Raw genomic sequence first — 18782 nt, 5'->3', positions numbered from 1 at the left:
GCGCATCAATCTACACATTGACGGTGCCACTTCAAAGCGTAACAACCCCCTCTAATAAGGTAGCAAATAGACGATAGGTGAAATGAACAACTCAAGTGAATTATCGATAGTACAGTCAACGCAATGTAGCCTCCCCTCAGTCACTCGCAACACCCAATATCAACATTCTCCGCCTTATTAAGACTTGTTGTTTTTGGTAAAGCCTCCGTACAAGTCAAGTCTACGGTGTCGTAAGTTGGTGACCGAACCTTCCATATTGAGCTGCTTAAGCTTGGTTAAATCGACATCCGCAAAAATGATCATTTCGGTATTGGCACTGGCTTCCGTCAACGTGGCATCGTGCGGGAAATAAATATCTGAGGGTGAGAACACCGCTGACTGCGCATATTGAATATCGACATTATCGACACGTGGGAGATTGCCCACACTGCCACCAATCGCCACGTAACACTCATTCTCAATAGCTCGCGCTTGAGAGCAAATACGAACGCGCTGATAGCCATTTTTGGTATCGGTCCAAAATGGCACAAACACAATTTGTGCTCCTTGCTCTGCCATCATTCGACCCAACTCCGGAAACTCACTGTCGTAACAAATGAGTATTCCCACTTTACCTGCGTCCGTATCAAATACTTGTACCTTGTCGCCCCCATCAATCACCCAATCCTTTTGCTCATGAGGCGTGATGTGTATTTTGTACTGAGCGTTAATGCTCCCGTCACGCTGCAATAGGTAAGCGACGTTATACAGTTTCCCATCCTCTTCAATAATCGGCATGCTACCGGCGATGATATTGATGTTGTAAGTAACGGCCAATTGGGAAAAGCGTGATTTAATCTCTTCAGTGAAACTAGCAAGAAAACGGATCGCCTCAACAGAGTTTTGTTCCTTTTTTAGCCCCATCAGCGGCGCGTTAAAAAACTCAGGGAAAAGTGCAAAGTCAGCTTGATAGTTGGCCAGAGAGGAAATAAAGAACTCCGCTTGATCGAGCAGATCTTCTAAATCGTTCATGGCACGCATTTGCCATTGCACTACGCCAATACGGATCAGGTTTTTCTCGACATCGTGCACCGATTGAATGTCTTCCTCATAAAAAAAGTTGTCCCACTCCAGAAGCGTTGCATACCCTTTAGACGCATCGTCTTCAGGCAGGTAACCGCGCATGATTCGTTTGACATCGAAGTCGTTGGCCAACTGAAACGACAAAATAGGATCATGCAGTTCGCGACGTTTTACCTTGTCGATGTATTCCGCAACACTCAGGTCATCTGCATGCTCGTGGTAAAGAGGGATGCGCCCCCCTGCCAATATCGCTTTGAAGTTTTTGCTCCGGCACAGTTCTTTGCGGGCATTATACAAACGGCGACCTAAACGGAGGCCTCTATAATCAGGGTGTACAAAAACATCCAAGCCATACATGGCATCGCCTGTCACTTGATTCTGAATCACGTTATTTTCCGTGATGATGTCCGTGTAAAGGTGAGGCAGTGAGAAGCGGTTGTAGTTCACTTTTATCGTCAAAGCCGCGCCGATGATCTTGCCGTTATCTTCAATACAAATTTGACCATCAGGAAACTGATGGATTAGATCCAAGATAGTCAAGCGGGGCCATGCACCTCCCACATCGGGGAACACGAGATTCATTAATGCCGCCAATTCGGTGTAATCCGATGGCTCAATAGTGCGTAAAGAGAGTTGATGCGAGTTGGTATCCATATCCGACGGTCCGTGTGTCCTTTTTAAATGATAGGCTTGAGGATGCCATATTTTGAGCCATACATACACCCAAAGGCAGCCGTTAGGGGTGACAAGCCGAGGGAAGTCGTCTCCCCCTTTAACTGATAATTTGCTGGGGTTTAGAAACTGTCATATCAAGCCGACTTAGTATCATTGATCGGTTTTATGATGGGCAACAACATGTCGTATGAGCGGTAAACTGTCACAGGCCCAATTAGGCATCATTATCGCTGAATGAGGTAAAGCGAACTACACTCGGCTTGAGTAAGCGGTATCCACTCACTTGATGTTAAACACTATTTGTCTGTAACCGCGAGCTTTGCAACAATGAACTCTACACCATTCGATAGCTAACCTAGTTCTAGGTTTTTGTTGGTAGTGATTTTAACTCTAATGAAGCACTGGAAACTTGTTTTTAAAAGAAATAGTTGATAATTTCCATTATATAGATCGCATCTATTCACGTAATAAATAAACGTCTCCACGACGAGGCCATGATTAGCCAGATAACGATTCTTATTACCTCTCAAACATCGCTGTCAATATTACAGGAAAATAATGGTATCACTGTACTCGGTTCCCCTGATCGTTGCTTCTAGTATCAGCCTCATAGCGGGTCTGTTCTTTAACGTGCTTTACCACCATTTACATTCTCGCCATGAAGAAAAAATACAGTACTATCTAATTTTTTCTTTATTCGCTTTCGTTAGCGGCGTGTTTCTGGCCGCCTTTTTTATTCTCATTAACAGTAGCGATAACCTCGATTATCTTGATATTGCTAATCGTGTGACGGTTATTACTGCAATGTTCACTGTTGTATTGGGTTTACATTTCTACGTTTCATTCTTTGAGTATGACGCTCCTGTTTACTTAAAGCGCTGTTACACCATTTGTACTCTGTTCGCAGTGATCGCTTTATTTCCTAACGAGTACTTCTTAGCTAAAGAGCTTTACCCGACGTCCACTTACTATACCGGGCTGTCTTTTGGACCACTCTTTCAATTATGGGGAGCTGGGGCAATATTATTATTAGGATATTGCGTTCTCATTCTGGCTCGAATTTACCAACATCAGTGCAAGATAAATCAACGTGTTGGCATAGTGCTACTGCTTTTACTTACAACCATCTTTTGGGCAGTAACCGGGGTTTTGGATGCCCTAACCGGAATTCAGGTTATCGACCTTCCACCACTGACATGGATTGGATCTTTCCTCGTCACTTTTTGCATTGCATGGATTTTAGTACTTCATATCGACGAGCTGTATCAGGAAAGAAATCAGTTAAATAGCCATTTGATGTATGACTATTTGACGAAGGCGTTTTCACGCAGTTACTTTGAAGTTCGGTATTCTGATGCCCTTGAAGCCTTTTCGGCTAATAGAGCGCCTCGACTTCATTTATGTATGTTCGATATTGACGACTTCAAGTCCGTTAACGACCAATATGGACATTCGAGTGGTGATGAGCTTTTAAAGACAGTGTCGACTATAACTCAACGTTTTATTGGCTCTGAGGATTGCTTTGCCCGGTTCGGTGGGGATGAATTCGTTATACTGTTTTCGGGGCAGGAGGAAGAACAAGTAGTACAAAGACTAAAATCAATCAAAGAACAAGTATCCAGATACACTTTTGGACTACCGCCTTATCAATTTCACGCGACTTGCTCCTTTGGCCTAACAGGTGTTGATACGACACACCACTTTCACAAAGACCTTTCAAACCAATTACTTTCCCATGCAGATGAGGCACTCTATAAAGCTAAAAACACGGGTAAGAACACCATCGCTGTATCTAATTTAACGGCACCTTAACGTTGGTCGGTGTTCTTTCAAGTGGTTAATGTGCATGATTAGCCCCCTAAAAAGGAAGCATATGGTCATAACTAAATGTGCTCGTCAAATCGACCGTAATTTTGTCTAAGAAACACTCACGATCTCACCCTGACTTACAAGTTATCTATCCCTCTTTGCTCCTCATCCGAATTTAAAGCACATTGACTGAATTGCTACCATTAAGATAGGTATCATTTCATAACGATGGCGATTAAAACTCTACTTTTTAAGCTCGATAAGTAAACCAATCGATTAGGTAAGTACGTATTAAGATACGAAATTACTAATAAATATGGCTCAACAAGTAGCGAGAATGTGCAACGCTGCATAACCTTTAATCGAACGTAATTCGTTTTTACGATTTTTTAATCGCTTTAGGTCAGGTAGTCGCAGCCAAATATCACCGTTCTATAATCACGAAACGCTTGTTAACTTTAGAATCAAGGGAATCAGTAATGAGTTTGAATAAACATAAGTTTAACTCCATAGCCGCACTTTCCACCGTTTTAATGACGCTCGTAACGTACCCAGTTTATGCAGGAATCGATGATGAGCAGTTCGAATTAGGTAAGAAAAAAGCCAAGGTATGTATGACCTGTCATGGTGCTGATGGTATCTCAACACAAGATCCCTACCCTAACCTTCGTGGACAAAAGGTGGGATATCTCATTTCTTCTTTGAAAGATTACCAAACGAGAGAAAGAACGAGCGGCCTGGCGATATTGATGCAGCAACAAGCTGACACGCTTTCCGATCAGGACATCCGTGACATTTCCTATTTCTATTCTCAATTGGGTCACGAAGCACAGATGGATAATGGCTTCCAGCAAAGCAACGACTCTCAAGCAAGCCAAGCTTCTAAATAGAGATGTGCGGACCGGCAATAAAATAATAAATAGACGATTTAAAATTTTAGGCAAGGAGCCTTGTTATGGAAAACGTGACAACGCAATACAGTATCAAGGTAGTGAAATGCTTTATTATCGCCTCCTTAGTCTGGGCTATTGTAGGCATGATCATCGGCGTAATTCTCGCCGCGCAACTGTATTGGCCAGTGTTAAATTTCGACTCTCAATATTTTCAATTTGGTCGTCTTCGCCCTCTTCATACCTCAGGTGTAATCTATGGGTTTGTAGTCAACATTCTAATGGGGACATCACTTTATATTGCCCAGCGAACTGGTCATTGCGATCTGTTCAATAAAAGCCTGTCATGGATGGTATTTTGGGGCTGGCAATTCATTTTGTTACTCGCTGTAATCTCCTTGCCTGCCGGCCACACCAGTTCAAAAGAATATGCGGAGCTTGAATGGCCAATCGACTTATTGATTGTGTTGGTTTGGGTGCTCTATGCGGTACTGTTCTTTGGCACCCTTGCTAAGCGTAAAGTGAGTCATATCTTCGTGGCTAACTGGTTCTTCGCCGCTTTCATTATTGTTGTCGCAATGATCTTCATCGTGAACAATCTCGCGATGCCAGTCTCGGCCATGAAGTCCTACTCTGTGTTTGCAGGAGCTCAAGATGCAATAGTTCAATGGTGGTGGGGACATAACGCCGTCGGTTTCTTGCTAACAGCCGGTGTGATTGGAATGAATTACTACTTCATCCCCAAGGCCGCAGAACGCCCTATCTACTCGTACCGTTTGTCTGTGATCCATTTCTGGGGCTTGGTCGGCTTTTATACGTGGGCCGGAACGCACCATCTAGTTTACTCGTCCGTTCCCATCTGGATTCAGAACATCGGCATCGTGATGTCATTGATCCTGTGGCTCCCTTCTTGGGCCGGTGCTTTCAATAGCGCAATGACCCTGCTGCAAAACAAAGAAAAGTTGAAGTCCGACTACATTCTATTATTCTTTTTCTCAGCAATTCTTTACTACTGTTTGGCGACGTTCGAAGGTCCTCTACTTGCCATTCGCTGGTTCAACATGGTGGCACACAACACCGAATGGATCATCGGTCACGTACATTCTGCTGCACTTGGATGGGTTGGAATGTCAGGGATTGCGGTTTTTTACTACTTCATCCCACGCTTATGGGGCCAAACCGATCTTTGGTCACGACGACTGATTAAATGGCACTTCTGGCTCGCTCATGCAGGTGTCGCCATCTATGCCATAGCGCTTTGGGTCGCGGGTATCGGTGAGGGCTATATGTGGCTCGCTCAAAATGAAAATGGAGAGCTAATTTATAGCTTTGTTGAAGCTATGGACTTTAAAGCACCTTGGTTGTTCTTACGATTCTTTGGTGGTGCATTGTTTGTTCTGGGTTTATTCCTTATGGCATTTAATTTGTTTAAAACGGTTCGTATGCCAGTCGCACATGACGCTAAACATGCCGTCAATGAGGGGGCTTAAATGATGAGTAAAGACTTTACACATTCAATAATCATTTTAATTTTGACTACCGTTATTGTCGCTTCTTTCTCTTTACTGGTCTGGGTAGTGCCAAGCATTGTCCGTGGAGACGATATTGCGAAAGACAGCTTAGCGATGCCGCTGACACCTATCGAATTAGTAGGACGAGACATCTATATCAGTGAAGGCTGTCATGTATGTCACACTCAGATGGTTCGCCCTCTAGAACCAGAAGTGAAACGTAATGGTCGTCCGAATAAAGAAGCAGACGATATCTATGAGTTTCCTAACTTGTGGGGTTCCAAACGTACGGGTCCCGACTTAACCAACTTAGGCAGAAAGTATTCTGACCAATGGCATGTTATTCACCTAATCAACCCTCGACAAGTTGTACCGACATCTATCATGCCGTCTTACCCATGGTTGTTTGAGCAGACTCTCACTGGCGACGATATTAGCGCCAAAATGGAAGTGTTACGTACCTTAGGTGTGCCTTATACCGATCAAGAAATTGGTGACGCCCGATTGCAAGTAAGAGGCAAAACCAAAGGTGAAGCTTTGATTCGCTACTTACAAAGCCTTGGTAAAGATACGTCACAGGAGTTATCACAATGAGCACATTTTGGAATCTATGGGCGGTAATTTTAACCTTAATTTTTTTCGCTCTTATGGTGTCCGTTGTTGTTAAATATTGGCGTAGCAATCACAAAGCCGATCACGACCACACCCTTGGCACCTTTGATGGCATAGAAGAGAAAGATGCACCTCCACCCAAATTACTGTTTGTCAGTTATGCAGTGGCATTTCTATTGTCTGCGGGTTATTTGGTACTTTACCCTGGTCTTGGCGAATGGGAAGGGTTAGTCGATTGGAAACAAAGCGACGATAAGCTAAGCTCGCCGACCACCAGCCTGAATGAACAATTCTCTCAAACCAGTGAAACCACTTTAGAAGGATTATCTGCAGTACCAGAGATCGTTAACAGTGGTCAGATCTTGTTCCAAACTCATTGTGCAGCCTGCCATCGAGATAATGCTCAAGGGCAAAAGCATTTCCCTAACCTAATAGATCAAGAATGGTTATATGGCGGCAGCGACGAAGCCATTATTCATTCCATCGTCAAAGGTCGAAACGGTGCAATGCCAGGTTGGAGCGAAATAGTACGTCCTGATGAAGTGGCTAAGATGTCGTACTATCTAGCGTCTCTCAATCAACGTCATACTGATGTGCCCGAGATTAAAGTCGAACTCGGTAAAACCTTATTCACGAAATACTGCTCGTCTTGTCACGCCGATGGTTCAGTTGCAAACCCGTTAATAGGTGTACCGGATCTTTCTGACGATATCTGGCTACACGGCGGAAGCATTGAAGAAATTCAGCACACCATAAATCACGGTTTGAACAACGTAATGCCAGCGTTTGATAAGCAGCTTACCGAAAATGAAATACTCGCTCTTGGGGCTTATATTCGTCACGCTGGTAAGGTGGAACAACAAAGGCTCGCGAGTTTGAAAGCTTCATCTGTTGAGCGCGGCGAATACCTAGCGTACGCCGGTGACTGTGTGGCTTGTCATAGTGCGGAAGGTGGCGAACCTTTTGCTGGCGGCCTACCATTCGTTACCCCTTTTGGTACTGTGTACTCAACCAACATTACCCCACACACAACAGAAGGGATTGGAACATACAACTTTGAAGACTTTCGAGCCGCGTTAGTCGCTGGCAAGGGTAAGGAGGGCTATCTATACCCTGCTATGCCTTACACCTCATATCAATATCTGACCGACCAAGATATGGTGGATTTGTGGGAATACATGCAGTCAATCACCGCCGTACCACGACGTAATGATGACAACAGCATGATGTTTCCATCGAACATTCGCTTAGGTTTGCTTGGTTGGAACATTGTGTTCATGGATACCGATCCCGTTGATTATCAAGTACCTGAAGAGTTAAAAGACAAAGTAGACAACGTTGATAAATGGCAACAAGGGAAATATTGGGTCACTGGTCTTGGCCACTGCTCTGAGTGCCACACACCACGAAACATTGCTCAAGCTCTGATACCTGAACGTATTTTCCAAGGTAACTTGATTGACGGTTGGAATGCGCCAGATATCACAGCCAACGAGCTTTATATCGATGGTTGGGATGAAGCAACACTCACCGATTTCCTACACACAGGTCACTCTGACAAAGGCACCGCTTTTGCAGGGATGGCTGACGTAGTGAAAAACAGCCTGAGTTTGATGACGCGTGAAGATATCGAGTCGATGTCCTATTACCTACTCAGTGGTGACATCAACAACACCATTGCCAGTGGCGCAGTTCAGTTACAGCCTAAAGGGTTTGATGAAGCCGCGTATGGCAGTGAAATCTACACCACGTATCGTCAAACCTGCGGAGCGTGTCATGGTGACGATGGTAAAGGTCGCGCCCCTATCGCCCCTACTCTGTTGAATAACGGCATTATCATGCACAGCGACCCATTCAATACCATTGCCGTGACGGTGAGAGGTTTACAACCCACCTATCTCGACAAAGACCGAAACTTCATGCCAATGGCAAGTTTTGAAGATGTGTTGTCGGATCAACGTTTGGCTGAGTTAATTACCTTTGTACGCTCTAACCTTGGGGATAGAAACGATCCCGTCACGGCTGAGCACGTTCGAGAGGTAAGAGAAACACTAGAAGCAGCAGGTTATGCGGGCGGCTTGCATACCACCCCAGATATGTATGACCGTAGAGACAATACGATCAACATAAAATAGAAGCTGTGTACTTAGTCGATTAGCCCCAAAAGCAACGCGACAAATGTGATTTTTATCACTGTTTACCAAATCGAAAGGAGGCGAGCGAGCCTCCTTTCTTCTATGTGACCGTCACAACGAAACCGTTTAAAGACAACACAATCGCAACCATCTGGTTACACAATTGAGCAGAGCTGCACATAATGCGATCAATCTCGCAGAACAAAGATGATACCAAGTGCATAATATACAAAATTTTATAAAGATGTACTAAGGACAGATATGGACACAACTACACTCATTTACGATACGTTGGAAGGCCTGTCGAGCGCAAAGCCACAGCAACACGCTCAAATCCGCCAAAATCTATATAACCAATTAGATTTATCATTTGAGAAACAGTTGGCTTTGTATTCATCAGTTCTTGGTCCAGCGAGTGCTGGTAGATTGACAGACTTGGATAGTGCGGTGATGTCTGCACGCAAGATTGTTGGCTTAGAAAACAGCTAAGCAATCTCCAACATATCTCAACTTTAACGCTGCCATTGTGCAGCGTTTTTTTATGTTCATCGTTTGTTATATGTGTAAGTTAGTCTTATTTTCAAGCGGCACTTCACCTCATTTAGTTAATCTTATGTTTCATAATTAACAGGTGTGCAACCAAAACAAAGTCGCTAATGTTAGTAGCACGTTAACCACACACCGGATAGAAGAATCATGAGAGTACTTATTGAATATACACAAACAGGCAAATATCGTGATCATGCGTGGGAAGCATTGACGATACGTTCAAAAGGCGAAATTCAAGCTGTGACTCCTTCTTATGCAGCTCAACTTATCGAACAGAACCGCGCCAGCTTATCGACCACTGAAAATCAAGATATCGTCATCCAACCTTAATGGCTTCAAGGGCTACCCCTCCTAGTTCCTTAAATCGAATAGTTCGATGACATAAAAAAAACGCTGCACGGATGCAGCGTTTTCTTGTTTTTGACGTATATTGTCTCTAACGTAAGAGCTTCTAACGTAGATAATCTACGCTAATAATTTGATTATTTTGGCAAATTTTCTAATGCTTCAACCATCATCATTAGCTTATCGACAATTCGTTCACCATCCACTCTCAAACCATTGTGCTCATACTCGTTGGTAATCCACGCTTTCGAGTTTGGAATGTTGGCAAGCGTTTCACGGCTGTAATCCAGCTCCACGTACATGTCGTCAGCGTAAACTGCGCATGCCATTGGAACGGTATTCTTACTCAGCTGCTCTGCGTTGTACAAAGTGCCCCAGTCCGACTTCTCGGCCAACATGTTTGCCGCTTCACGTAATGGTTTCAGCGTTTCTAGTTGGTCGAACATCCATGGGTACACCATTTCTCCGGTAAACCAGAACTCACCACCTGATTGGTAGTTAAAGTGTGGGTACTGCTCGCGTACTCGGTGTGCAGACCAGTTAGACGCTGCACCTTGGCAGTAAATAGATTCATGCAAAATCGCGTAGATTGGATTCGTCAGGTAGCCCTGCTCTTGCTGCATTTGATTTAAGAAGCTGTAGCTCAGCTGCTTATTTCCGTTCACTTCAACAAACGCACTCTCCAGTGTGAAGTACATAGGAAGGTTTGCTTCGCCGCCACCTAGATTAATACCGATCAACTGGAACTGTTCAACGGTAAACACCTGACCGTTTGGCAGCCTCACATCATTGCTAAGCAAGTAATCAGAGATTTCACGACACATAGCTTGAGCTTGTGGGAACTGAGCAAAAAAGGCTCTGTTTTTGTCTTCTACACGCTTGTAAGTCGCACGATAAACATCGTCAGCTTCGCGTTCAATAGAAGGAATGCCGCCCGTCACATAACAACGCTGCAAGCTCTGTGGGAACAGCGACAAATAGCTCAGTGTACAGAAGCCACCAAAGCTTTGACCAATTGTCGACCATTGTTTAATACCAAACTGTTCACGAATCGCTTCAGCGTCACGAACGATATTGTCGGCTCTGAAATGCGTTAAGTACTCAACTTGTTGCTCTGGAGACAGATGGGCCAACGTTTCATGGCTGATAACCGTGCTGTTGCCTGTACCACGTTGGTCCAGAAGCAGAACACGATAGTTTTGTAATGCACGCTTTAGCCAACCTGATTGACCGCTCACTCGTGGAGATGGAAAGCCTGGACCGCCCTGAAAGTAGATAAGCCACGGCAGTTCTTGCGAATCTTTAGCGAGATCAACTAGCTCACGTGCGAAGACTTGGATCTGTTGTCCATCTTTAGCTTGATAGTCAAGTGGCAACTCAAAAGAGTGCTGACGATACAGGGTGGTTCCATCAATAAAGTTAGCTTGCACGCTTCATTCCTTTTTATCTGATTCTAAAGTCATCGGTACGAATAAAAACGGTGCCCTTTGGGGCCCTAGTTAGCAAGATACGCATAGTGGCTTGTAAATGAAACCGTTTGTTTAACATGAATGTGAAAGTGCTTCGTTTAATTGTTCAATTACCTCTCAACGGGTAACAACGTATGTCAAAACAGTCAATTTAGAATAGGTAGATCCAGCGAGAGATCAAAAGAATGAGGTAAAGCAGACCCAAAGCGTGAGGCAAATAAAAAGAGCTTAACGAGGTGAGGATTCGTTAAGCTCTTTGGTTTTATCTGTGTTGATAAACTAACTCGCTTATTTGCCGTTAATCTATCGAACCTGTTAGTTCTAATGAACCTAATAAATCTAGCGACTACGAAGCCGTCAGTTCACCTGCACCTTGAGTCGAGCGTTCGCTGCTCTGAACTAGGATTGCGGTAGCGGTCTCTTTCAGTGCCGCCCACTCCCCATCATCAACCTCAATGCCATCGTTCCACGCTTTCTCTTGAGTTTTAAAAAGCGCTTCTGATTCAATGTGTGTGGGGTAGCCATCTGACAAACGTTCAATATCGAAATCCTGGACGGAAAGTTCGATGGTCATATTGTGGATATGTTCGTACGATGTCAGTGGCAAATCTGATAAAAACAGTTCTGGAGCAACGCAACCACGATTAAGCACATACAAAGTGCTCTTAGGGCTAGAGCCGTTATCCCAACGTGCCATGCACGCGATACCTTTCGCAGCCAGTTTTACAAGCTCGCTGTACGCTAACCAACGGTTGTGGCAGTTATTTAGCTCAATTTTCAGCGTCTTCTTACCAACCATTTTTTCAATCGAATAGTCCATAATCACAGGAAGATGACAAGCCAAACTAGCCTTGTGCAGGTCGACTTCAACCGTATTATCACTGCGCAGTTGAATATCTACAGGGCGGTCGTCCTCTAGCCCGATGAAGTTGCTCGCACTGTTAAAATGACGAACACCATCCAAACCGACCATTTGTAAATCTGCCACCATGTTCGCTATCACATCAGCTTCACCACATGTACGACGCATGCCTAAAAAGGCTTTATTGACGGCCGCTACCAGTTCATTGTGAGAAACGATCATAACGATTTACCTCCATGTTGGCCTTTCGCATTTGTACTGTGAGTTAGTGTGCCGTGAGTAGATGTGCTGTGAATTGAAACATTTTGAGAAACAGACAGTTCAGCTTCACTTGGTAATACAGGGAACACCCATTCGTCCTGATGAATCTCATCAAGCAGTGGCGCACCTTGGAAAAACGTCACTCGTACCCAGCGATCTGAGCGAGGATCAAATTTTGTTGCACCAAACATCGCAAGCTTACAGCGCAACAAGTGCATTGGGGGTGAATCTTGGTGAAGCACATTCATTTGAATGTCACCCATCGCTTTGTTACCCAGCGTCCACACACGGCGCGCAATTGCACGATGCTGCGGCTGTTTAACAAGGAATTCAGCCAATGAAAGCTCTGGCGCGAATTGCAATAAAGCATGGTACAAACGATAAGCTTGACGGCCAATATCCAACGGCAGTTCACGCTCCTCACCTAGCTCTTCGCCTCTAACACCGAGTCTTGGCTCTTCTTTGTCTTGAGAGCGATACCAGAACCAGTAGTTGTTTTCTGCTTTAGTAAAGTCGGTCGTGATCGCCCAACGGTACTTTTCTTCTAGTACAACAAGAAGGTCTTGAATCTTTTTGCCGCTAGGAAGCGACAGTGTTTCGCTGCAATTCATTTGCTCTTGATGGGCGTCCACTAATTCTGGGTACAATTCCATCAAACATGAGATAAGGATTTCTTGGGCTTCCATACTCATTTGCTTAGATTGCTCGACTAACTGCGACCATGTATCACACTGGCTGACAGACGTTTCTAGCGATTGCTCTGTTTCCTTCAAATCATCAACAGCGGCTTTGTTCAGCTCTTGCTGTGTTTCATTGATGGTAACAACTTGTTCTAAATGACAAATCGCTTTTTTAACTAATGTACGTAGTGGCTCGATCAACGCCGTATCAGTCTGACTCGCTAACACTTCAGCTAATGCATGCTCACGGGTCGTCATCCACTGATCGACAATACTTGGGTGGTTAATCAGGTATGGCGCCATGCCTAAACCTGTCGCATTACCAACGCCTAGGTAGCGTTGTAATCCACGATGTAAAGAAATCGCTTGTTCGCCACCTTGTTGCTCTGCTAGATAATGAACCCAATCTAGGCTGAACTCTCGCAGCATATACACCGCACACATTTGAGCGCTAAACGACTGATTGAAATCTTCATTTTTCTCTAAGATTTTAAAGTCAGCAATGCCAAATTTGCCATTACCGTAAACTGCAGTAGTTCGTAGGATGTAGCCCACTTCAGCCAGTTCTTTGGGTGTTGGTTGAACACCTTTAGCCAAGTGACTAACGATATGTTCAAACACACGCACACTTTTATTTGCACGCGCTAAAACAAGCACATTGTTAGGATTACGTCCCGCTTCTTGAAGCGGTACATTGGCACGAAGTCTTTCAAGTAGGGTGACATCAACATCACCAAGAACAAGCGCAAACGTTACGTCCCACTTTTCAGCAATTACACGGTCATTTCGTTCGTCGTCTGCAATTTCATCGCAAAAAACAACCAAATGATAGACATGGTTTGTCGTCGATAGCTTATAGATAACGTGACCAAAACCTCGAGCGTCTAATTGCCACTCATGTTTCGTCACTTTCCATTCTTGCTGCGCCATTTTACGAATCAGAGTTCTAACGAAGCTGATGCGTGTTTGGTGCATTGCACCTAGCCTTTCCGGTGCCATGACGACAGTCGCATCACGTAGTGCTGATTCAGTGTAGGTAGAACGATGTGCATCCATTTTGCTCACCACCTTATAGTTATAGGATTTTGCTAGCCATTCAGAACCGATCGTTGCCATCATTTGAAGCATTCGTTGTTACAGTATGCTGGTTAGCTTTCACGTTATGTAGGGCAAGCGAGCTCGCCCCTCATTATTTGTCCTGACTAGATCGATTGACCTAAATACTTTGCCGTCCGGTGTATTTTCACCAGTTCGGGTTTGCTGTTCTTTTCGGAATTTGCATCAGCCTTCTTTCAAAGGCTGATTTGTTCTTATTTAATCCGTTTCTTGTTTTACAGAGCTCTTGTCTTACAGAGCCATATCTTTATTGAACATTATCTTTTATAGACTTAGGCTTTTTATAAACCCTGTTCTTTTGCCATCTTGATTGCGATTTGAGGCGCATTCCAGAGCGATGGCAGTAAGATTATGGACACTGGTACCGCTGTGATTACGATGAACGATTGCAGCGCTGAAATACCGCCAGAACCTAGGGAAATCAGAATTAATGCTGTTACCCCCATCATCCCCCCCCAGAAAGTACGAATAATTGCGTTAGGCTCAGTCTCTCCACTAACGACCACACTGATGGTGTAAGTCATCGAGTCACCGGTTGTTACGATGAAGATCGTGGTTAAGATCAAGAACAAAATCGAGATAAGCATTGGCATTGGTAGTTGCTGAGTTACAGCCAGTAGCGCACCGGGTAAGTTGAAGCCTTCGAATGCTTTACTTACGCTGCCTGGGTCTGCGATTTCGAACGCAAGGCCTGAGCCACCAACAATCGTGAACCAGAAACATGTTACAAACGGCGCAATAAGACTGATGGTTGATACCAACTGGCGAATACTACGACCACGTGAAATACGTGCGATGAAGATTGCCATCATTGGGCCGTAACCTAAGAACCAACCCCAGAAGAATACTGTCCACCAGCTTAACCAACCTTCGTCACCACGGTATGTTGCCATTGGGATGAAGTTATCTATCATGCTACCTACACCTTGGATGTAGCCATTGAAAATGAAGTTTGTTGGGCCGAAGATCAGGATATAGACCATCAATGCCATTGCTAAAATTACGTTGTAACGGCTTAGCATTTGCATCCCGCGGTTAAGACCACTTAATGCAGACAATGTGTAAAGAACGATAGCGAACAAGATGATGATCAACTGTGTCGTGAAGCCATCAGGAATACCAAACAGTTCATTCAGAGCATAGCTGACTTGCAAGCCTAAGAAACCGATCGGACCGATAGTACCCGCCGCTACAGCGACAATACAACATGCATCAATCAGCGCACCAGTGTGACCTTTCAGTGCTCTTTCACCCAAAACTGGGTAAAGCAAAATACGAGGTTTAAGAGGCAAGCCTTTGTCGTAGTGAAGGTGCATAACCACGATAGACGTTAAACTGCCAACGATAGCCCATGCAAGGAAACCCCAGTGCATGAATGATTGTGATAGAGCATTCACCGCGCCTTGTTGTGCGTTTTCTTGTGCGCCATATAATGGTGGGGGGCTAACGTAGTGAGCGATAGGTTCTGCTGCTGCCCAAAATACACCGCCGCCTGCAAGTAACGTACAGAAGATGATAGCCATCCAACGGAAACCATCCATCTCAGGTTTAGCAATGCCACCTAGGATAACCTTGCCTGTTCGCCCTGCCGCTAGACCAAGACCAATAAGAAAAGTCAGAAGAAGAAGCATTTGCCAGTAAGGCCCGAATACTTTTACAGACCATGCAAAGCCCGTATTTACAAGGCTTGATAACAGCTCGCCGTCAAATAGAGCAAGTGCAACGAACAGAGCGATAAAACCGCCGCTGTACCAAAGTGCTGGGTTGGTTAATCCCAATTTGTCTGACGTAGATTCAGACTGTTTGGTGTTGCTTGTTTTGCTACTTGCTGTGTGTACTTGACCCGCATTTAAGCTTGAAGGTTTCACGCTATTGGTTAAATCAGACATACTCTGACTCCAGAGGTTTCTTTGCAGCTGTCATTTGAATGATGACTACAAGGGTGTATTTAACACCTGCCCTATTGTTTTTTGTGTTGGGCAGGCTAATCCATGTTTGGGTTACCGCGTTGCGAAATAGACCGTTGTTCCTTTTAAATAGTGAAATTGGTTAAAACAGCATTTCCAAATGAACGTTAATTAGAAGTCTGCTAATTCGATGATGGCTTGAGAGAGCGCTTAACCCTTGCTTTGAGGCTCTAGGCCATCTTTCAAGAAATTAAACCAGTTTTCTCCCAAGACTTGCCCAGCTTCAGACTCGCTGAAACCATGACGCATCAATCCGTTATAAATATTTTCCATACCCGCACTACCACAAAACCAAGGCAACGCATCTGGCCAACCTGAGTTGTTTGCAGAGCCTTCGCCGTAGTCCATTGCTTTAGACCAACGACCATTTCTCATCCATTCAAGAACAGCTTGAGGTTGGTTTAAACAAAGGTCACTACCAATTCCCAGGTGCTCTACGCCGACCATATCAGCTGTCGTCGCAACCATTTGGCAGAAGTTTTCCAAAGTACATTGACTGCCGTTTGGTAGGTGGAATGGGTATAAACTGAATCCGATTAAACCACCGCGTGCAGTTAAGGCTTTAATCACATCGTTTGATTTGTTTCGTAGTGCATCATGAGCAAACGTTGGGTTCGCGTGGCTGATACAAATAGGACGAGAAGATAGGTCAATCGCCTCAAGCGTTGAACGCTCGGCACTGTGAGACATATCGATGATCATGCCCACTCGGTTCATCTCTTCGATAGCTTGCTTACCAAATCGAGTAATACCCGTATCGTTCTTCTCGTAGCAACCCGTCGCTAATAAGCTCTGGTTGTTGTACGTCAATTGCATGATCAGAAGGCCTTGCTTACGCATCACTTCGATAAGACCAATCTCATCATCGATTGGAGAACAGTTTTGAGCACCAAGGAAAATGCCGACTTTGCCGGTCGCTTTTGCAGTCTCAACATCAGCCATTGAGTTAATCGGCATGATAATGTCTGCATTCTGCTCAAATCTTAGGTTCCACTCTGCAAAGCGAGATAAGGTTTCACGAGCTGTCTCGTGGTAAACCGCGGTAGCGTGAACTGCTGTAATGCCGCTCGCCTTTAGTGTTTGGAAATATTCTCTGTTCCAATTGCAGTATTGCAATCCATCTATAACAATCCGTTGCTGGTACATAACCACTCCTATTGAAAGCTCAGTGTTCTAGCTCGGTTTTGAAAACACACTCAAATAACATGTTTTCAAAAATGGGTTAAATCACTTGTCTAAGTTCGTTTGCTGCTTTGGTTTGAATGTTGGCCCGACTCTGTGAATCAGACCAATTCGTTAGCTGGATAGCTAGGGACTTAATATCTTCAGCTATCCAATTCTTATATGGAAAGCTGGCTAGTAAGGACGCTGGTAAGCTGTCTTCACTACTGTGTAGAACTCTTTCGCATACTGACCTTGCTCACGAGGACCGAAGCTAGACTCTTTACGACCACCAAACGGTACGTGGTAATCTGTGCCCGCTGTTGGTAGGTTCACCATCACACAACCTGTTTGCGCTTGTTGCTTGAACATTGCGCTAGTACGTAGGCTTTGAGTAATGATGCCGCCCGTTAGACCAAAGCGAGTATCGTTGGTTGTCGCGATAGCTTCTTCTAGGTCGGCGACACGAATCACGCTTGCCATGGGTGCAAACACTTCTTCTTGGTTCACTTCCCAATCGTTCTTAGTATTCAAGAACAGCGTTGGAGACATGTAGAAACCTTCGTGTTTCATGCTTAGGCGCTCGCCACCAAATGCCAGCTCACCGCCGCTTTGACGTGCTTTCTCAACCCAACCTAGGTTTGCTTCAAGTTGGTTTCCGTCCACAACAGGGCCCATGAACACGCCCTCTTCCAGTGCGTGACCCACTTTCAGCTCACTCATACGCTTAATCAGTGCTTCAACGTACTGGTCGTGAATGCTATCCATAACCACTAGACGAGAAGATGCTGTACATTTTTGACCAGCACCCGAGAACGAACCTGCAATCGTTGCGTCAACCGCAGTTTGGATGTCTGCATCGTCAGCAATAACAAGTGCGTTCTTACTGCCCATTTCTAGTTGGCAACGAACGAAGTTTGGCGCTGTAGCAGCCGCAACCTTACGACCTGTATCAACAGAACCAGTAAAGCTCACACCGTTCACTTCTTTAGAGTTGATCAGTGCATCGCCTACTTTCGAACCACTACCTAGAACAAGGTTAAACGTGCCTGCTGGCATGCCTTGGCGGTGGATGATCTCAGTAAGCGCAACCGCACTTGCTGGTGTTAGGTTTGCTGGTTTCCAGATAACGCTGTTACCGAAAGCCAGTGCTGGAGCAATTTTCCAAGCAGCCGTTGCTGTCGGGAAGTTCCAAGGAGAGATGATGCCGATAACACCTACCGCTTCACGAGTCACTTCAACAGAAACACCAGGGCGCACAGATTCAGCGTTGTCGCCAATTTGACGAAGTACTTCTGCGGCGAAGTATTGGAAGAACTGACCAGCACGGTAAATTTCGCCACGACCTTCAGCAAAAGGTTTACCCTCTTCACGAGAAAGCAACGTACCCAGTTCATCACAACGCGCAATTAGTTCATTACCAATTGCTTGTAGTACCGCTTGTTTACGTTCAATTGGCGTTTTTTCCCACTCTGGTTGAGCGTGTTTTGCCGCTGAAATCGCTTGTTGCACTTGCTCTGCGCTTGCTTGTGCAAAGTTACCAATGTTTTCAGAAATATCTGATGGGTTAATGTTCGCGACGGTGCTTACACCCGCTTGCCATTCGCCGCCAATGTAAAGTGCGTTTTCTGCTTGAACATTCTGTAATTGAATCATCATTCTGTCCTTGTAACGGTTA

General features: G+C 44.8%; 14 protein-coding genes. 7 read left to right on the top strand and 7 right to left on the bottom strand.

Annotated elements, in window-relative coordinates; genetic code table 11:
• Positions 1–177: 177 nt before the first annotated feature.
• Complete coding sequence (locus OCW38_RS17250; RefSeq protein ID WP_010429203.1) at positions 178–1716, bottom strand: bifunctional GNAT family N-acetyltransferase/carbon-nitrogen hydrolase family protein; 1539 nt, start codon at positions 1714–1716, stop codon at positions 178–180.
• Between the two features lie 579 nt (positions 1717–2295).
• On the opposite strand from OCW38_RS17250, the gene OCW38_RS17245 reads away from it, so the two are divergent.
• The 7 genes from OCW38_RS17245 to OCW38_RS17215 all read left to right on the top strand — a co-directional run bounded on the left by OCW38_RS17245 (position 2296) and on the right by OCW38_RS17215 (position 9573).
• Positions 2296–3549 carry a GGDEF domain-containing protein gene (locus OCW38_RS17245; RefSeq protein WP_016766787.1) on the top strand — a complete coding sequence of 418 codons (1254 nt, stop codon included), beginning with the start codon at positions 2296–2298 and terminating at the stop codon, positions 3547–3549.
• A gap of 476 nt (positions 3550–4025) precedes the next feature.
• On the top strand, positions 4026–4436 hold the full coding sequence (locus OCW38_RS17240) for a c-type cytochrome (protein WP_016766786.1): 411 nt from the start codon (positions 4026–4028) through the stop codon (positions 4434–4436).
• A 65-nt stretch (positions 4437–4501) separates the two neighbouring features.
• Positions 4502–5926, top strand: coding sequence for a cytochrome-c oxidase, cbb3-type subunit I (gene ccoN / locus OCW38_RS17235; protein WP_016766785.1), 1425 nt, complete (start codon positions 4502–4504; stop codon positions 5924–5926).
• On the top strand, positions 5927–6541 hold the full coding sequence (locus tag OCW38_RS17230) for a cbb3-type cytochrome c oxidase subunit II (RefSeq protein ID WP_016766784.1): 615 nt from the start codon (positions 5927–5929) through the stop codon (positions 6539–6541).
• Positions 6538–8694 carry a c-type cytochrome gene (locus OCW38_RS17225; protein WP_016766783.1) on the top strand — a complete coding sequence of 719 codons (2157 nt, stop codon included), beginning with the start codon at positions 6538–6540 and terminating at the stop codon, positions 8692–8694. The genes OCW38_RS17230 and OCW38_RS17225 overlap by 4 nt, the downstream gene beginning before the upstream one ends.
• A 261-nt stretch (positions 8695–8955) precedes the next feature.
• Positions 8956–9183: a PAS factor family protein gene (locus OCW38_RS17220; RefSeq protein ID WP_004730426.1), complete on the top strand. Its 228-nt coding sequence runs from the start codon at positions 8956–8958 to the stop codon at positions 9181–9183.
• Positions 9184–9390: 207 nt separating this feature from the next.
• Positions 9391–9573 carry a hypothetical protein gene (locus OCW38_RS17215; protein ID WP_004730424.1) on the top strand — a complete coding sequence of 61 codons (183 nt, stop codon included), beginning with the start codon at positions 9391–9393 and terminating at the stop codon, positions 9571–9573.
• A 152-nt stretch (positions 9574–9725) separates the two neighbouring features.
• Here the strand turns inward: OCW38_RS17215 and OCW38_RS17210 are convergent, their stop codons facing one another.
• From OCW38_RS17210 to OCW38_RS17185, 6 genes are all read right to left on the bottom strand, one after another.
• Positions 9726–11018 carry an alpha/beta fold hydrolase gene (locus tag OCW38_RS17210; RefSeq protein ID WP_016766782.1) on the bottom strand — a complete coding sequence of 431 codons (1293 nt, stop codon included), beginning with the start codon at positions 11016–11018 and terminating at the stop codon, positions 9726–9728.
• Positions 11019–11403: 385 nt separating this feature from the next.
• On the bottom strand, positions 11404–12141 hold the full coding sequence (locus tag OCW38_RS17205) for a DUF3726 domain-containing protein (RefSeq protein ID WP_016766781.1): 738 nt from the start codon (positions 12139–12141) through the stop codon (positions 11404–11406).
• Positions 12138–13979, bottom strand: coding sequence for a hypothetical protein (locus OCW38_RS17200; RefSeq protein WP_016766780.1), 1842 nt, complete (start codon positions 13977–13979; stop codon positions 12138–12140). The genes OCW38_RS17205 and OCW38_RS17200 overlap by 4 nt, the downstream gene beginning before the upstream one ends.
• A gap of 278 nt (positions 13980–14257) precedes the next feature.
• Positions 14258–15865: a BCCT family transporter gene (locus OCW38_RS17195; protein WP_016766779.1), complete on the bottom strand. Its 1608-nt coding sequence runs from the start codon at positions 15863–15865 to the stop codon at positions 14258–14260.
• 228 nt (positions 15866–16093) lie between these two features.
• Positions 16094–17089 (bottom strand): membrane dipeptidase, encoded by a 996-nt coding sequence (locus OCW38_RS17190; protein WP_016766778.1) that lies wholly within the window; start codon positions 17087–17089, stop codon positions 16094–16096.
• 210 nt (positions 17090–17299) lie between these two features.
• Entirely contained in the window at positions 17300–18760 is a 1461-nt protein-coding gene (locus OCW38_RS17185; RefSeq protein WP_016766777.1) for an aldehyde dehydrogenase family protein, read from the bottom strand.
• Between the last annotated feature and the right edge of the window lie 22 nt (positions 18761–18782).

Origin of the sequence: Vibrio cyclitrophicus (genome assembly GCF_024347435.1) — a bacterium.
Lineage (GTDB): Bacteria > Pseudomonadota > Gammaproteobacteria > Enterobacterales > Vibrionaceae > Vibrio > Vibrio cyclitrophicus.
This window is presented reverse-complemented; position numbering and strand designations above follow the sequence as displayed.

What these genes read in the sequence shown, in the direction of transcription:
- OCW38_RS17250 (WP_010429203.1), bottom strand. Translation starts at nt 1,716, where the DNA reads ATGGATACCAACTCGCATCAACTCTCTTTACGCACTATTGAGCCATCG.
- OCW38_RS17245 (WP_016766787.1), top strand. Translation starts at nt 2,296, where the DNA reads ATGGTATCACTGTACTCGGTTCCCCTGATCGTTGCTTCTAGTATCAGC.
- OCW38_RS17240 (WP_016766786.1), top strand. Translation starts at nt 4,026, where the DNA reads ATGAGTTTGAATAAACATAAGTTTAACTCCATAGCCGCACTTTCCACC.
- ccoN (WP_016766785.1), top strand. Translation starts at nt 4,502, where the DNA reads ATGGAAAACGTGACAACGCAATACAGTATCAAGGTAGTGAAATGCTTT.
- OCW38_RS17230 (WP_016766784.1), top strand. Translation starts at nt 5,927, where the DNA reads ATGATGAGTAAAGACTTTACACATTCAATAATCATTTTAATTTTGACT.
- OCW38_RS17225 (WP_016766783.1), top strand. Translation starts at nt 6,538, where the DNA reads ATGAGCACATTTTGGAATCTATGGGCGGTAATTTTAACCTTAATTTTT.
- OCW38_RS17220 (WP_004730426.1), top strand. Translation starts at nt 8,956, where the DNA reads ATGGACACAACTACACTCATTTACGATACGTTGGAAGGCCTGTCGAGC.
- OCW38_RS17215 (WP_004730424.1), top strand. Translation starts at nt 9,391, where the DNA reads ATGAGAGTACTTATTGAATATACACAAACAGGCAAATATCGTGATCAT.
- OCW38_RS17205 (WP_016766781.1), bottom strand. Translation starts at nt 12,141, where the DNA reads ATGATCGTTTCTCACAATGAACTGGTAGCGGCCGTCAATAAAGCCTTT.
- OCW38_RS17200 (WP_016766780.1), bottom strand. Translation starts at nt 13,979, where the DNA reads ATGATGGCAACGATCGGTTCTGAATGGCTAGCAAAATCCTATAACTAT.
- OCW38_RS17195 (WP_016766779.1), bottom strand. Translation starts at nt 15,865, where the DNA reads ATGTCTGATTTAACCAATAGCGTGAAACCTTCAAGCTTAAATGCGGGT.
- OCW38_RS17190 (WP_016766778.1), bottom strand. Translation starts at nt 17,089, where the DNA reads ATGTACCAGCAACGGATTGTTATAGATGGATTGCAATACTGCAATTGG.
- OCW38_RS17185 (WP_016766777.1), bottom strand. Translation starts at nt 18,760, where the DNA reads ATGATTCAATTACAGAATGTTCAAGCAGAAAACGCACTTTACATTGGC.